The sequence below is a fragment of the Pseudofrankia inefficax genome, assembly GCF_000166135.1.
GTDB lineage: Bacteria > Actinomycetota > Actinomycetes > Frankiales > Frankiaceae > Pseudofrankia > Pseudofrankia inefficax.
In genome coordinates this window covers 7,365,718-7,380,068 of sequence record NC_014666.1, presented here as the reverse complement: position 1 = coordinate 7,380,068, position 14,351 = coordinate 7,365,718, and the positions used below count along the sequence as shown (strand labels likewise).

The following is a 14,351-nucleotide window of genomic DNA, read 5'->3' as shown; positions in this document are numbered from 1 at the left end:
AGGTGGCGTGATGGCGGAGTCGGGGTACGACAGGACGAGGCCAGCGGTACATCTCCGGATCGGCTCCGAGCGGCTGGCCGTCGGTTCCGCGGGGACCTTCGAGCACATCGACCCATGCACCGGAGAAGTTGACGCCGTCGTCCCGCTGGCCGGTCCCAGCGAGATCGACCGGGCCGTGCGGCTCGCGCAGGAGGCTTTCCTCGTCTGGCGGGACGTGCGCCCGGCGGAACGGCGCCGGCTGCTGTTCCGCCTGGCCGACCTCATCGAGGCCAACGCCGACGAGTTCACCCGCAGAGCGGTCCTCGACAACGGAATGGCCGTGACCTCGGCGTCCGGCCTGGTTGGCGGCGCCACGGAATGGACCCGTTACTACGCCGGCTTCGCCGACAAGATCTCCGGCCGGGTCAACACGTCGTTCGGGCCGGACGGCGAGTTCAGCTACACGCTCGCCCAGCCCTACGGCGTCATCGGCACCATCATTACCTGGAACGGCCCGCTGACCTCGTTGACGATGAAGGTCCCGCCGGCCCTCGCCGCGGGTAACACCGTGGTCGTCAAGCCGTCGGAGATGACACCGTTCGCCGCCGAGCTGTTCGCCGACCTCGTGGACGAGGCGGGTTTCCCGTCGGGCGTGGTCAGCGTGCTGCCGGGTTCCGTCGAGGCGGGCGCGGCCCTCGTGGATCACCCGCTCGTGCAGAAGATCACCTTCACCGGTGGCCCGGCGACCGCGACGGCCATCCTGCACGCCTGCGCGAAGCAGATGAAGCCGGCCGTTCTCGAACTCGGCGGCAAGTCGGCGAACCTCGTCTTCGATGACGCCGATCTGGACACCGCGATCCCGTGGGGCACCCTGCGGGTGCTCGCGACGGTCAGCGGACAGGGCTGCGCGTTTCCGACTCGGATGCTCGTCCAGGAATCGATCTACGACGAGACGCTCGACCGGGTCGCCGCCCTGGTCAAGGGAATCCGGGTCGGTGACCCCTGGGACACCGACACCGACATCGGCCCGGTGGTCAACGAAGCCGCGGCCATTCGCATCCTCGGCATGATCGAGCGGGCCACACAGGACGGGGCCAGGCTCATCGCCGGCGGTGGGCGCCCGCTGGGTCTCCACCCGGGCGGCAGCTTCCTCGAGCCGACGGTCTTCGCCGACGTCGATCCGCACTCCGAACTCGGTCAGAGTGAGGTGTTCGGCCCCGTGCTGTCGATCATGCCGTTCGCGACCGAGGAGCAGGCGATCGAGATCGCCAACAGCACGCGGTACGGATTGTCGTCCTACATCCAGACCAAGGATGTGCGGCGGGCGCACCGGGTCGCCGAGCGGCTCGAAGCCGGCGCGACAATGATCAACGGCGCTCCGAATCTCATGGTCAATCGCCCGTTCGGCGGTCAGGGCTACAGCGGCTATGGCAAGGAGGGCGGCCCCGACGGTCTCGCCGAGTTCCAGCGGATCAAGACCATCGCGATGGTCTGAGAGCCCGAGGCCGCGGGGCCCGACCGCGACACCCAGCGCCGTGAGCCGCTGGTCTTAGTTCCAGAACCGAGGAGCATTCGTGGCACGTCTTGAGGGAAAAGTCGCGATCGTGACGGGAGCCGGCATCGGCCAGGGCCGGGCGGTGGCACTGCGGCTGGCCCGCGACGGCGCGTTCGTCGTGGCTGCCGATGTCAGCGGCGCCGAGAAGGACACCGCGGCCGACAACGACGCGATTGTTCCGTTCCACGCGGATGTCACCCAGGCGTCCGACGTGGAGGCGCTTGTCGTCGAATCGGTCAGCAGGTTCGGACGGCTGGACGTGCTCTGCAACGTCGTCGGCGTGGCGGGGCTGGCCCAGGCCGCGATCCCTGACGTCGACCCGGACGACTTCGACAAGCTGATGGCCATCAACCTCAAGAGCGTCTTTCTCGGCATGAAATACGCGATCCCGGCGATGGTCGCGAGCGGTGGAGGCTCGGTGGTCAACTGGTCGTCCGTCGGTGCGCTCGTCTCGTCGCCGCACACCGGTGCGTACGGGGCCTCCAAGGCAGGAATTCTTGCGATGACCCGGTCCGCGGCCCGGGAGTGGGGCACGGCAAATGTTCGGGTCAACGCGCTGTGCCCCGGCTTCATCTACCCGACCGGCATGACCCTCATGGGCGAGGAGAACTTCCCCGAGCTGGTCGCGAAGGCGGCGTCGAAATCGGCGCTGGACCGGCCAGGTCATCCGGACGAGGTCGCCGCGGTCGCGGCCTTCCTCGCCTCCGACGACGCCTCGTACGTCACCGGTTCGACGCTCGTAGTGGACGGTGGCTGGACCGCCGGCGGCTGATCTCCCGGTGTCGACGGCGGCGTTGACGCTCCGCGAGACCGAAGGAGATCGAAGGAGATCGAAGGAAGGCGATGGGACAGCTCGAAACCCTCGTGACCCCCGAACTTGAAGCACAAAAGGGGGTGTGGACGGACGAGGCGACCTCCTACCCGGTGGCGGCGTCCGACATTCGCAAGTGGGCCATCGCGGTGTACTGGGGCGAGACGCCGCCGAGAATCTACTGGGACGAGGCCTACGCCAGGTCGACTCGCTGGGGTGGGATCATCGCCCCGGACGACTTCAATCCCTTCGCCTGGGCCGTCCCGCTGGTGCGGCCGAGGCCGGCGGGCGCGGTGCCAGGTCAAGAGACGAAGAAGGGCGGAAACGCCCTCAACGGCGGCATGACCGACAAGTTCGGGGTCAAGATGCGGCCAGGGGACGTCATCACCACCCGCTCCCGTCTGACGCACTGGGAGGAACGCCAAGGCCGTAACGGTCTGACCCTCTACACCTACGTTGCGACCGAGTGGACCAACCAGCACGGCCAGCCTGTCAAGACGCGAGTCAAGACGACCATTCGCTACTAAAGCCAAGGTCCGTCCGTCGCCTTGATCGCCGTTCTCGCCCTCGGGTGGCCATGAGACAGGCTCGGTAGCGACCACCCGAGGGCCGAAACGGCGATCAGGGGGCGTCGTTCGCGTGCTCGACAGAGTCGGGCGAAGTCGGCGATCAGGACCGGCGCCGACAAGCCATCGTGGGTTCGGAAGCTCCGTGGGCTGTGGAAATTCGCCCTCAGGCCGTCAACGCCGTGTCAATGCCACTTCCCGCGCGGCCCCCGGTGGGCATGAAGTGGTGCTGACGGCGCTGCCACCTGGTCAGCGCCTCGGCGAAGGAGCGAACGGTGACGCTGGGTGAGCTCATCCCGAGTCTGCGGCCCGCGCTGCGGGCGAAGCTCGCGGCCGGGATCTGGCCGCAGGGCACCACGCTGGACAGCGACGGTGAACTCCACGTCGGGGGCAGCGCGATGACGAGGGTGGCCGCGAGGTTCGGCACCCCGGCCTATGTGCTCGACGAGGCGACGTTCCGTCGCCGCGCCCGGCAGTACCGCGCGGCCCTGCCCGGCGTCGAGGTCTGCTATGCGGGCAAGGCGCTGCTCACCCGGGCGGTCGCCCGTTGGGTCGCGCAGGAGGGCCTGTCCCTGGACGTCTGCTCGGCCGGCGAGCTCGCCGTGGCCCGATCCGTCCACTTCCCCGCCGACCGGCTCATCCTGCACGGCAACGCCAAGACCCCCGAGGACCTCAAGGCGGCCCTCGACTACCACGTCGGGCGCATAGTGATCGACTCGACCGACGAGATCAGCCACCTCGGCCCGCTGGCCCACGACCAGCGGGTACTGCTGCGGGTGACCCCCGACGTCGACGGCCACACCCACCACGCCATCAGCACCGGGGTCCCCGACCAGAAGTTCGGCATCCCGCTGGGCGCCGCCACCGACGCCGCCGGCCAGGTACTGGACCAGCCGGGCCTTCGACTGGTCGGGCTGCACTGCCACATCGGCTCCCAGCTCACCCGTATCGGCGCGATCGAGGAGGCGACCAGACGCCTGATCGGCCTGCTCGCCACCATCCGCGACCAGCACGGCATCGTGCTGGCGCAGCTCAACATCGGCGGCGGCCACGCCGTCCGCTACACCCCCGGCGACGACGGCTTCGACCTCGCGGGCCTCGCGCACCGCCTGACCGGCGCCCTGGCCTACGAAAGCGAACGACACCGCCTGCCCGCCCCCCGCCTCACCGTCGAACCCGGCCGCGCCCTGATCGCCCAGGCCGGCATCACCCTCTACCGGGTCATCACCGTCAAACACCTCCCAGGCGTACGGACCTTCGTCGCCGTCGACGGCGGCATGAGCGACAACCCCCGGCCCGCGCTCTACGGCGCCCGCTACACCCTCCAGCTCATCGGCCGCCGCTCCCTCGCCGCCTCCCACCCCGCCACCGTCGTCGGCCGCCACTGCGAAGCCGGCGACATCCTCGCCCGCGACGTCCCGCTACCCGGCGACATCCACGCAGGCGACCTGCTCGCGGTCGCCACCACCGGCGCCTACCACCACAGCCTCGCCTCCACCTACAACCTGGTCGGGCGTCCCCCACTCGTCGCCGTCCACGACGGCACAGCCCGCCTGCTCATCCGCCGCGAGACAGAGGAAGACCTCCTCACCCGCGACATCGGCGTGTGACAACCGGCCCACGCCTGACCCAGCTGGTATCCAGAAGCCAGGCCCGCCACCCGCGGCCACCCGCCCGGGGAAGGACGTTGATGGACGTTCGACTCATCACCCACTCGGGCATCCGGCGCCATCCGGTCGAGGCGCTCGCCGGGCTGCTCGCGGGCGGCGAGGGTCTGCTCTGGGTGGACGTGCCCGACTGTGACCCGGACGCGGCACGGGTGCTCGCCGACGTGTTCGGTTTCGCTCCGGGCAGCGTCCACGACTGCGTCGAGCGCAACCGCGTACCGAAGGTGCACGCCGACCCGGACCACCTGTTCGTCGTCCTGCACGCACCCGAACGAGGCGCCGGCGGCCACGTCCACTACGTCGAACTCGACCAGTTCGTCGGGACCCGGTACCTCGTGACCGTGCACGGACCCGTCAACCCGGCGGTCGACGGGCGGGTCGCACTACGGGACACCCGGGCGGTACTCGACCGGCTGGAGTCCGGAAAACTGCGCCCGTCGACCCCGTTCGAGCTGTCCCACGCCATCGTGTCGACGCTGACCCACCGGCTCGAGGACTTCGTCGAGATGCTGACCGGCGACGTATGGAAACTCGAACAGCGGGTCACCGGTGGAAACCTCGATGATCCGGAACAGCTGCTTGACGAGCTGTTCCGCGCCCGCCACGGCCTGCTCGCGGCGCGCACGATGGCCGCGTCGAGCCGGGAGATCTACCACCGGATATCCACCCTCGCCGACACCGTCCCGGTCACCGCCGGATCACTGGTCACCGACCTCGTCGACCAGTTCGACCGAGTCCGCACTCTCGCCGACAACCAACGCGAATATCTGCAGGGAGTGATCGAGTTCTACCGCACCCGGACCGAGACAAAGATGACCATCGCCGCCGAGCGGTTCGCCGTCATCGCCGCCGTGACCCTACCGATCACAGCCCTCTCCTCGGTTCTCGGGATGAACGTCATCGTCAACGACCACACCCAGGTCTGGCCACTCGTCGCGACCCTCGCCGTGATGGTGGCCATGTCCGCCGCACTTCTGCGCTGGGCCCGCCGACGGGGATGGTGGTAACCAGGGCCGGAGCCGGAGTGACGACCCAGAGGCAGCGCGCGCGCCCTCTGCCCTGACAGCCGTACGGGCGCGGCCGCCAACCCGGCCGGCGCGGCCACCGGCCGACGTGATCGCCGTTTTGGCCCTCAGACGGTTGCGAGAAGACCCGATTCACGACCACGTGAGGGCGAAAACGGCGATCATTCCGCCGGTCGCTCGGGTGGGGGCAGCACCTACAGCACGGGATGAACGGTCAGTCGCGGACGGACGGCGAGGGTCCGTCCCTGGCTGTCGCTGGGTGTGGCGGGGCCAGCGGTCCCGCCACACCCAGCGACGCCGGCTCAGGAATGGCTCTCGGTCGCGGTAACGGAAAACGGCCGAGCTAGGCGGTCACGGTTATCGCCACGACGTTGGAGTCCGAATACGGATTGATCTCCGACCAGTGGGCGCTGTAGTGCAGCGTCCCTGGGGCGCTGAAGGTGGTCGTGTAAGGGTTGTCCTCCCAGAAGTTGTGGGCGTTGGGTTCACCGTAGTAGTAACCGGCATAGCCGCCCGAATTCAGGTCGATGCGAGCGCCCGCGCAGATGCCGGTGGCGGTGAACGTCACGGACTGCCCGACCGTTACCGACGTCGGGCTCGCGGCGAGGTGGAGCAAGGTGACGGTGGCGGTCGCCGTGGCCGTGGCGCCGGACGCGTCGCGCACTGTCACGGTCGCCGTGAACGGCCCGTTCCTGGCGTACAGGTGGTTTGTGGTCGCCGTTGAGGCGGCGGCCGCGGTCGTTCCGTCGCCGAAGGCGAACGCGTAGGTCAGCGGACCGGCCCCACCGGTCGTTCCCGAGGCGTCCAGCTTGGCCGTCCCGCCGGAGTCGTCGCAGCCGATTTTCGCCACCGACAGGGCGGCGTGCAGCGGTCTGGCCGACGGCGACGGGTGCGACGTGACGATGCCGCCGGGAGGCGCGCAGCCCGCGATCGTCACGGCGGCGGTGACGCCCACGGCGGCCAGGCCGACTCCGGCAAGGCGTAAGCGGCTCGACGTGCCGCGGACGAGCCGCTCGGCTCTGCCCACGGCCCGGACACGCTGCTCGGCGAACCACCTGGCGGTTCGCGCGGCGGGGAGTTGTTCCACGACCACGTCCTCCTCGACGATCCTGCAAATTTAGCTATGTAAATTGCAGTCTCGCAGAGGATGGCTCCTCAAGGAACCGGTTCCGCCCAAATCCCCGCCGAGCGCATCGAACCGCGGCCAGTGCCGTGGCCGCAGCCGTCCGGCTGCTGCCTTGATCGGCGTCTTGGCCCTCCGGTGGCTACGAAACAGCCCCAGCCGCAACCACTGGAGGGCCGAGCCGGCGATCATGGGCACGCCGGAACGGGCGAGTTCCGCCGGAGGCCGCGCTAGGCGAAGACGATGGCCTGGCGGCCCACGACGTCGCCGCGGGCGAGTGCCTGGAGGTTGTCGTTGATGTCCTCGAACGTCACCGTGGTGACGCTGTGCTGGATGCGCCCCGCGGCCGCGAGGGCGAGGACCTCGGTGAGGTCGTTGTAGTTGCCCCAGAACGAACCGAAGTACGAGAGCTCGGTTCCTACGATCACGTTCAGCGGAACCTCGACCTTGGTACCCATGAGGCCCACCGACACCACCACGCCCTCGGCCGCGAGAATCTCGAAGTCGAGCGTGATCGACGCGGGGGCGCCCGCGCAGTCCAGGATCGCGTCGACCGTCCGGCGGCCGGTGAGTGCCTCCAATTCGTCCTGTACCTGGCCGGGCTTCAGGTCGCGGGTGTTGACGGTGTGATCGGCGCCGTTGCGCCGGGCGAGCGCCAGCTTCTCGTCGGTCCGGGAGAACGCGACCACGGTCGCGCCGCCGCCGAGCAGCTTCGCGTACTGCACGGCGTAGCTGCCGAGGCCGCCGATGCCGGCCACCACCACGGTCCGCCCCGGTCCGAGCTTGCCGCCCGCCCGCAGCTTCTTGACCCCGCGGTAGGGAGTCAGCCCGGCATCGGTCAACGGCGCGAGATGCTCCGCCTTCTGGTCACCGCCCGGCACCCGGATCAGGTGGCGCCGCGGGACCGCCACGTAGTCCGCGAAACCGCCGGGAGGCCCGAAGCCGATCCACCCGCCGCTTCCGGTGCAGAGCTGCTCATTGCCCTCATGGCACTGGCGGCACGTTCCATCGCCCCACCCGGGGTTGACCACGACCTGGTCGCCTTCGGACAGGCCGGCCGAACGCGGGACGGCGGAGCCGGTGGCGGCCACCCGGCCGGCGACCTCGTGTCCGGGAACGGCCGGGAACTCCAGCGGCGCGGCCTGCTCGAAGTAGCCCTCGATCAACTGGTAGTCGCTGCGGCACATCCCCGCGGCCGACACCTTCACCAGGACCTCGTCCGGCTCCGGGGTGGGGACCGGGATCTCCTCTAGCCGCAACGGTTCGTGGTAGCCGTACATGCGGGCCGCTCTCATCAGCACGGCGATCTCCTTCGCTCCACCGAGCCCGCGGTGCCCGGGACGCACTGGTCCACGAGACTCCCCGACGGTCTGCCCGACCGCGGCCGGCGTAGTCGCGTCCCGGCGGCGCTGGCCGGCGGCCGGGGCCGGCCCGCCGCGCCTGGTCGCCGGTCAGTTCACGGTGGGGGTGAAGCCACCGTCGATCCGGAGGTTGGCCCCGTTGATGGAGGCGCCCAGCGGGCTGGCGACGAGGGCGACCAGGGCGGCGATCTCCGCCGGCTCGACCAGCCGGGCCGACGGGCAGGCCAGGGGCCCGTCGAGCAGCGCGCGGATGGCCGCCGCGCTGTCGCTCAGCCCGTGGCTTTCGGCGAAGGAGGAGGTGAGTTCCCGGAACCTGTCGGTCAGCGTCGGACCAGGGCTGATCGTGTTCGCGGTGATGCCGGTGCCGGTCAGTTCCTTGGCCAGGCTGACCGTGAGGTTGGCCATCGCCGCCTTGGCGGCGCTGTAGGCGGCCCGCTCCGGCAGCGGGTACGGGCTGGCCGCGCTGCCGATCTGGATGACGCGACCCCATCCGCCGTCCCGCATCCCCGGCGTCAGCGCCCCGATCAGTCGCACGGCGGAGGCGACGTTGCTGTCGTACAGGCTGAGCCAGTCCGTGGCGGTCGCCCCGGCCCAGCCGGTGTCCTCGGCCGTTCCGGCATTGTTGACCAGGATGTCGATGCCACCGAAGGCGGCGGTGGCCTCGGCGGCGGCCCGGGCCGCCGCCGCGTCCTCGGCCAGGTCGCCCAGGACCACCACCGCCCGGCCGCCAGCCTTGACGATGACGTCCGCGGTGGCCTGCGCCCTGTCGGCGTCTCGGCCATGGACGACGACGTCGACACCTTCCTCGGCGAGGGAGAGCGCGATGGCTCGGCCGATGCCGCTGGAACTGCCGGTGACCAACGCCCGTTTGTCGCGCAACTGCAAGTCCATGATTTCAACTCTCTCGCCGGAATGGTGAGCTCTGTTCGCCGGCTCGACTGTATGAATCATCTTTTGCGACGAACAATGTCCGGACAGGTTGGAAACATGTCCGATCGGCTCATCCTGGCGCCGGTCTGGATATGATCAATGAGTGGATGTCCTCACCGACGTGCTCGCGGCCCTGGAGACCGGGCCGACCCTGTGCGCGCGCACCCGGGCCCATGCGCCCTGGGGGCTGCGGTTCGGGGGAAACCAGGGATTCGGGTTCCACGTCGTCCTGCAGGGCACCTGCTGGCTGTCGAGCGGCGATGACCAGCCGCGGGCGCTGCGGGCAGGGGACGTGGTGCTGCTCGCCGGCGGGACGGAACACACCCTGGCCGACGCCCCGACCACCCCGGCCGTCACCTTCCGGCTGGACCGCGAACGGCAGTCCACCCGGATTGGCCACGAGCATGTCGCCGGGGTGGCGGGTGGCGCGCGGACGGTCCTGCTGTCGGGCGCCTACCGGCTGGAGAAGCGCCGGCCGCATCCGCTGCTGGCCACCCTTCCCGACGTCGTACACCTGCCGAACCGGCGGCGAAACGGGCTGCACGCGGCGGTGGACCTGCTCGGCGCCGAGGTCGAGGAACAGGAGCCTGGCGCCGAGGCGATCGTGTCCTCGCTTGTCGGCGCGCTCCTGGTCTACATCCTGCGGGCCTGGCAGGAAGACCATCCGTCCGGTTGGAGCCGGGCGCTCGCCGACCCGGCCGTGGGCCCGAGCCTCCACCGGATGCACCGGGATCCTGCACGGCCGTGGACGGTCGAGCAGTTGGGCGCCGCTGCCGGGGTCTCTCGTGCCACCTTCACCCGGCGGTTCACCGCGCTGGTCGGCGAACCGCCGTTGACCTACCTCACTCGCTGGCGTCTGACCTCCGCGGCTCGGATGCTGCGCCAACAGGACGTACCGCTGTCCGTCGTCGCCCACAGCGTCGGCTACACCTCCGAGTTCGCCTTCGCGAAGGCCTTCAAGCGGGAGTACGGACTCGCCCCGGGGACGTACCGCCGCGTCACGGGAATCACCGACTTCCGCCCGGACTGACGCCGAGCTCCTCGCCCGTGGAGCGTGGCCCCTCCAGGTTCCGGTCGCGCGGAACACATCGACGCTGTCGTCAGGGCGCGGTGGCGCTGACCCGGCCGCTGCGGACCGCTTCGACCAGTGCGGCGTGGTCGGCCTCGTTCTGGTCCGCGTACGCCTCCGCGAAGGCGCCGACCGCCCGGTCGAACGTCGTCCCACCGCCCAGGTAGGCCGCGATCGCGATGCTGTCGCCCGACCGCGCGTGCGCCCGCGCGAGGGTGGCCGCGCACAGGCGCCCGAACAGCGCCAGGCCGTCGGGGTCCATGCGCTCCGGCTCCGCGATGCCCTTCCAGTCCTGCAACTGCCGCACGTAGAAGTCGCGCTTGTGCCCGTCAAGGCCGTCCACCCGCTGCCAGCCGAGGAAGATGTCGCTGGCGGCCTGCATGAGGCGTTGCCCGGCGACCACCCGTTCCCCCTGGTTGCCGTACGCGCTCCCGGACAGGTGATCGGCCAGGACCGACGTCTCGGCCTCCTTGATCTGCAGCAGGAGCGGGTCGCCGTCGTCGCGGCCGAGCAGCAGCGCGACCCAGCAGCGAGTGCCCACGCTGCCGACGCCGACGACCTTGCGGGCGAAGTCGACGAGGCGGTACCGGGCGAGCAGGGAGCGCCGGTCGGCCGACAGCGTGGCGGAGTACTCCTCGACGATCGAGCTGAGCCATCGCATCAGCAGGTCCCGATCCCTCCCGGTGTGCAGCTCGCTGATCGGGACGAGCAGCGGAGGATCGGCGGCGAATCGTCGTTCACCGTCGACAACCTCGGTGAGCTTGGCGAACGCCCGCAGCCGGTCGCGGGACCGGGCCCGCGAGGTCGCTCGCGACACACGCTTGGAGGCCTGCTTGCCCAGCGCGTCCGTGAGCCGCGGGGCCAGCTCGTCGACGTCGATGTGGGCGTACCAGACGTCGAGGTTGGTCATCGTCGCGAACCGGTGCATCCAGCCGCGGTAGGCCCCGACCGCCGTTGTGACGATCCCCCGTCGTTCGGCCGAGCCGAAGCCGTTGGCGCGCGCGGCGATGACCAGGCTGGTGGCGAACCGCTTCACGTCCCACTCCCACGGGCCGGGAAGGGTCTCGTCGAAGTCGTTGATGTCGAACACCAGCCGTCGCTCGGGCGAGGCGAGCAGCCGGAAGTTCAGCAGGTGCGCGTCTCCGCAGAGCTGGACGGTGAGGCCCGAGGTCGGCGTGGCCGCGAGATCCGAGGCCATGATCGCCGCGGCGCCCCGGTAGAACCTGAACGGCGATTCCGTCATCCGCTGGTAGCGGAGGGGGACCAGTTCGGGCACTCGGCTGCGTGACTGCCGGTCGATCAGGTCGATCGGGTCGGCCCGGTCCGGCGCCGAGACGTACTCGGCGTGGGCTCGGCGCGGGGCCGAGGCCCGGGCGGCTCTTCCCTGGTCCGCGCGCCGCGCCGCGTCCGGCCCGGCGCCGTGCTGGCGAGAGCCGTGCTGCCTGCTGCCGTTCGGCTCTCCTTCGGCGGGCCGCCGCGGCGGACGATGCGCCGGGGGAGCGGTGGCAAGGATGGTCATCGTCGGCCTCCCTGGGGCCTCGCCGGGGATTCGCGGTCAGATCCTGCTCGTCGCTGCCGGGCCGCCGCCGTTCACCGCCGAGGCCGGCGGTGAACGGCGTGCCGGCAGCCACTGTGCCTCTTCCAGCTATGCGTCTCCTGGCCCAGGTCGGCCCCATTCGTCAACGGCAGCGGAAAAGGTTCGATCTCAATGCAGAATCTTTTCCTTGGCGCGCTGGAACTCGGCGTCGGTGATGTCACCGCTGGCCCGCAGCCGGGAAAGCCTGGTCAGGTCGTCGACGTCCTTGTTGCTCCCGCCGGCCACGTCGCGGATGTAGGCGTTGAGCGTGCTGCGCTGGTCCTCGACCCGGCGCGAGTCCCGGTCGGCCATGGCCTGCCCCTTAACGATGACATAGGCGAGGATCCCGAAGAAGGGCAGGATCAGGACGAACGCCAGCCAGCCGGCCTTCGCCCATCCGCTCGATTCCCTGTCTCGGAAGATGTCGACAACCACTCGAATGACGAGGACCAGCCAGATCGCCCAGAGAAAGATCCAGAGCATCGTCCAGAAGGCGCCTAGCACCGGATAGTCATAAGCAAGGTCCTGGGTAGCCACCATGTCGTCCTCCGTCCCGTAGCCGGTAACGTCTGCACAATCCCGCCGCGGGGCGAAACTGTCGACTCGATCAGTCACGGATGGTGACGTGCGAGCAATTCCCCCGGCCGGGCCTGAACCGGGACCTCCGGGACTTTCGGGCCCGACGGCATTCGGGGAGGTCCGGGAGTATCGGCCGCAGACTACGCGCAACGGCTTGGCCGTCGGCGTGCGCCGAGCCGCGATCGAGCGCACGCTCAGAACCCCGGAGCGCACCGGCCGATGGCTTCTGACCGAAGGAGCGGGACCGTGAGTAGCTACCCTCCGATCGCCGACCATGGAATGATCGGGGATCTGCAGACCGCAGCGCTGGTGTCCTCCGACGGATCCATCGACTGGTGGTGTACGCCGCGGTTCGATTCGCCCAGCGTCTTCGCCTCTCTTCTCGACAGCGAGCGCGGTGGATACTGCCGGCTCGCCGCCGATCTGCCGGCCGAGAGCGGGCTGGCGGTCCGCCAGCTGTACCTGTCGGACACCGCCGTGCTGATTACCCGCTTCATGGCGCCCAGCGGGGTCGGCGAGGTCGCCGACTTCATGGAACCGTTGGACACCACGGTGCCGACCGACCAGCACCGCCTCCTGAGAGTCGCCCGGGTGGTGCGGGGAACGCTCCGCTTCACCTTTACCTGCCGCCCGAGGTTTGACTACGGCCGCGCGCCGCATACCGTCACCCAGCTCGACCGCCGGTCGGTGCTCTTTCACGGCCCCAACGCCGATCTGCGGCTTCAGGCCACCGGGCCCATCGCTTTCGAGTCCGACTCCACCGATGTCTCGGCGAGTTTCACCCTCTCGGCCGGCGAGGTCGCCGCCGTCGTGCTGACCAGCGACGCTCCGGGCAGCGCCGAGCCGGAACCGCTGTCGCTGAAGGACCTCAGGGACGATCTGGAGTCCTGCCGGCGCTTCTGGCTTACCTGGCTGCGTTCCTGCACCTATCGCGGCCGGTGGAAGAACGAGGTCTACCGCTCCGCGATCACCCTCAAGCTGCTGACCTACGCGCCCTCGGGTGCCCCGATCGCCGCGGCCACCGCCGGGCTGCCGGAGCAGATCGGTGGAGAACGCAACTGGGACTACCGGTACACCTGGATCCGGGACGCGTCCCTCTCGGTCCGGTCACTGATCGACCTTGGGTTCACCACGGAGGCTCAGGCCTTCCGCCGGTGGCTGCGCAACCGGCTCACCGACGGCGGCACGGCGTCCGGTGAGCCGCTGCAGATCATGTACCGGATCGACGGCGACCCCCAGCTGACCGAGGAGACGCTCGACCACTTCGAGGGCTACCGCGGATCGTCGCCGGTCCGGGTCGGAAATGCAGCCGCCGACCAGATCCAGCTCGACATCTACGGAGAGGCCGCCGACGCGCTCGGCCTCGCCGGCGACATCGGTGGCGTCCGCGGCTGGCAGGCCTTCGCCGCCATGCTCGACTGGCTGACCGAGCACTGGGACCGGCCCGACGAGGGAATCTGGGAGACCCGCGGCGGCCAGCGCGACTTCACCTACAGCCGGCTGATGACCTGGGTCGCCTTCGACCGCGGCATTCGCCTCGCGACCGCGGCCTCTCGTCCCGCGGACATTCCTGGGTGGACCCGGGCCCGCGACGCGATCTTCAACCAGATCATCGAACGCGGCTGGAGCCAGAAGCGTCAGGCGTTCGTCCAGCATTACGACACCGACGTGCTGGACGCGTCGCTGCTGCTCATGCCCCGGGTCGGATTCCTGTCTCCCCAGGACCCCGCCTGGCTGAGCACCCTCGACGCCATGGGCCACGAGCTGGTCAGCGACAGCCTCGTCTACCGCTATGACCCCGAAGCGTCCCCCGACGGGCTGCGCGGTTCCGAGGGCACCTTCAACCTCTGCAGCTTCCTGTACGTCGAGGCGCTGGCCCGGTCCGGCCGGCTGGTCCAGGCCCGGTACGCCTTCGACAAGATGCTGACCTACGCCAACCATGTCGGCCTTTTCGCCGAGGAGATCGGCCCCTCCGGGGAGCAGCTCGGCAACTTCCCGCAGGCTTTCACGCACCTCGCGCTCGTCGCGGCGGCCATGGCGCTGGACGACGAGCTCGACGCGGCGGAGAACACGCCGAGGTAGCGGCCCGCGCGGCCGGCGGCCAACCGCT

At 69.9% G+C, this 14,351-nt stretch carries 12 protein-coding genes; 7 read left to right on the top strand and 5 right to left on the bottom strand.

All coding sequences use genetic code 11. The features are described 5' to 3' along the window. Positions 1–10: 10 nt before the first annotated feature. From FRAEUI1C_RS29790 to FRAEUI1C_RS29770, 5 genes are all read left to right on the top strand, one after another. A complete protein-coding gene (locus FRAEUI1C_RS29790) occupies positions 11–1,474 on the top strand; it encodes an aldehyde dehydrogenase family protein (protein ID WP_013427098.1) in 1,464 nt (487 codons plus the stop codon). Positions 1,475–1,553: 79 nt separating this feature from the next. Then, positions 1,554–2,306, top strand: a complete 753-nt coding sequence (locus FRAEUI1C_RS29785) for an SDR family NAD(P)-dependent oxidoreductase (RefSeq protein WP_013427097.1) — start codon at positions 1,554–1,556, stop codon at positions 2,304–2,306. Positions 2,307–2,377: 71 nt separating this feature from the next. After that, positions 2,378–2,872 (top strand): MaoC family dehydratase N-terminal domain-containing protein, encoded by a 495-nt coding sequence (locus tag FRAEUI1C_RS29780; protein ID WP_013427096.1) that lies wholly within the window; start codon positions 2,378–2,380, stop codon positions 2,870–2,872. A gap of 314 nt (positions 2,873–3,186) precedes the next feature. After that, positions 3,187–4,521: a diaminopimelate decarboxylase gene (gene lysA, locus FRAEUI1C_RS29775; RefSeq protein WP_013427095.1), complete on the top strand. Its 1,335-nt coding sequence runs from the start codon at positions 3,187–3,189 to the stop codon at positions 4,519–4,521. A gap of 80 nt (positions 4,522–4,601) precedes the next feature. Further along, on the top strand, positions 4,602–5,585 hold the full coding sequence (locus tag FRAEUI1C_RS29770) for a magnesium transporter CorA family protein (protein WP_013427094.1): 984 nt from the start codon (positions 4,602–4,604) through the stop codon (positions 5,583–5,585). A 361-nt stretch (positions 5,586–5,946) separates the two neighbouring features. Here FRAEUI1C_RS29770 and FRAEUI1C_RS29765 read toward each other — a convergent pair whose 3' ends face one another. The 3 genes from FRAEUI1C_RS29765 to FRAEUI1C_RS29755 all read right to left on the bottom strand — a co-directional run bounded on the left by FRAEUI1C_RS29765 (position 5,947) and on the right by FRAEUI1C_RS29755 (position 8,978). Further along, positions 5,947–6,690 (bottom strand): PKD domain-containing protein, encoded by a 744-nt coding sequence (locus FRAEUI1C_RS29765; protein ID WP_013427093.1) that lies wholly within the window; start codon positions 6,688–6,690, stop codon positions 5,947–5,949. Positions 6,691–6,956: 266 nt separating this feature from the next. Then, on the bottom strand, positions 6,957–8,021 hold the full coding sequence (locus FRAEUI1C_RS29760) for an NAD(P)-dependent alcohol dehydrogenase (protein ID WP_041261751.1): 1,065 nt from the start codon (positions 8,019–8,021) through the stop codon (positions 6,957–6,959). Positions 8,022–8,177: 156 nt separating this feature from the next. Next, on the bottom strand, positions 8,178–8,978 hold the full coding sequence (locus tag FRAEUI1C_RS29755; protein ID WP_013427091.1) for an SDR family NAD(P)-dependent oxidoreductase: 801 nt from the start codon (positions 8,976–8,978) through the stop codon (positions 8,178–8,180). Between the two features lie 142 nt (positions 8,979–9,120). Here FRAEUI1C_RS29755 and FRAEUI1C_RS29750 point away from each other — a divergent pair, with 142 nt between their 5' ends. Then, positions 9,121–10,047, top strand: coding sequence for an AraC family transcriptional regulator (locus FRAEUI1C_RS29750; RefSeq protein WP_013427090.1), 927 nt, complete (start codon positions 9,121–9,123; stop codon positions 10,045–10,047). Positions 10,048–10,117: 70 nt separating this feature from the next. On the opposite strand, the gene FRAEUI1C_RS29745 is transcribed toward FRAEUI1C_RS29750, so the two are convergent. Together FRAEUI1C_RS29745 and FRAEUI1C_RS29740 are read right to left on the bottom strand one after the other, a co-directional pair. Then, complete coding sequence (locus FRAEUI1C_RS29745) at positions 10,118–11,605, bottom strand: DUF2252 domain-containing protein (RefSeq protein WP_013427089.1); 1,488 nt, start codon at positions 11,603–11,605, stop codon at positions 10,118–10,120. 186 nt (positions 11,606–11,791) lie between these two features. Continuing rightward, complete coding sequence (locus FRAEUI1C_RS29740; RefSeq protein ID WP_013427088.1) at positions 11,792–12,202, bottom strand: SHOCT domain-containing protein; 411 nt, start codon at positions 12,200–12,202, stop codon at positions 11,792–11,794. A gap of 285 nt (positions 12,203–12,487) precedes the next feature. On the opposite strand from FRAEUI1C_RS29740, the gene FRAEUI1C_RS29735 reads away from it, so the two are divergent. Beyond that, positions 12,488–14,323 carry a glycoside hydrolase family 15 protein gene (locus FRAEUI1C_RS29735; protein ID WP_013427087.1) on the top strand — a complete coding sequence of 612 codons (1,836 nt, stop codon included), beginning with the start codon at positions 12,488–12,490 and terminating at the stop codon, positions 14,321–14,323. Positions 14,324–14,351 lie beyond the last annotated feature (28 nt).

Coding starts and splice junctions, on each gene's coding strand:
- FRAEUI1C_RS29790 (WP_013427098.1), top strand. CDS start 11: ATGGCGGAGTCGGGGTACGACAGGACGAGGCCAGCGGTACATCTCCGG.
- FRAEUI1C_RS29780 (WP_013427096.1), top strand. CDS start 2,378: ATGGGACAGCTCGAAACCCTCGTGACCCCCGAACTTGAAGCACAAAAG.
- FRAEUI1C_RS29770 (WP_013427094.1), top strand. CDS start 4,602: ATGGACGTTCGACTCATCACCCACTCGGGCATCCGGCGCCATCCGGTC.
- FRAEUI1C_RS29760 (WP_041261751.1), bottom strand. CDS start 8,021: ATGAGAGCGGCCCGCATGTACGGCTACCACGAACCGTTGCGGCTAGAG.
- FRAEUI1C_RS29755 (WP_013427091.1), bottom strand. CDS start 8,978: ATGGACTTGCAGTTGCGCGACAAACGGGCGTTGGTCACCGGCAGTTCC.
- FRAEUI1C_RS29745 (WP_013427089.1), bottom strand. CDS start 11,605: ATGACCATCCTTGCCACCGCTCCCCCGGCGCATCGTCCGCCGCGGCGG.
- FRAEUI1C_RS29740 (WP_013427088.1), bottom strand. CDS start 12,202: ATGGTGGCTACCCAGGACCTTGCTTATGACTATCCGGTGCTAGGCGCC.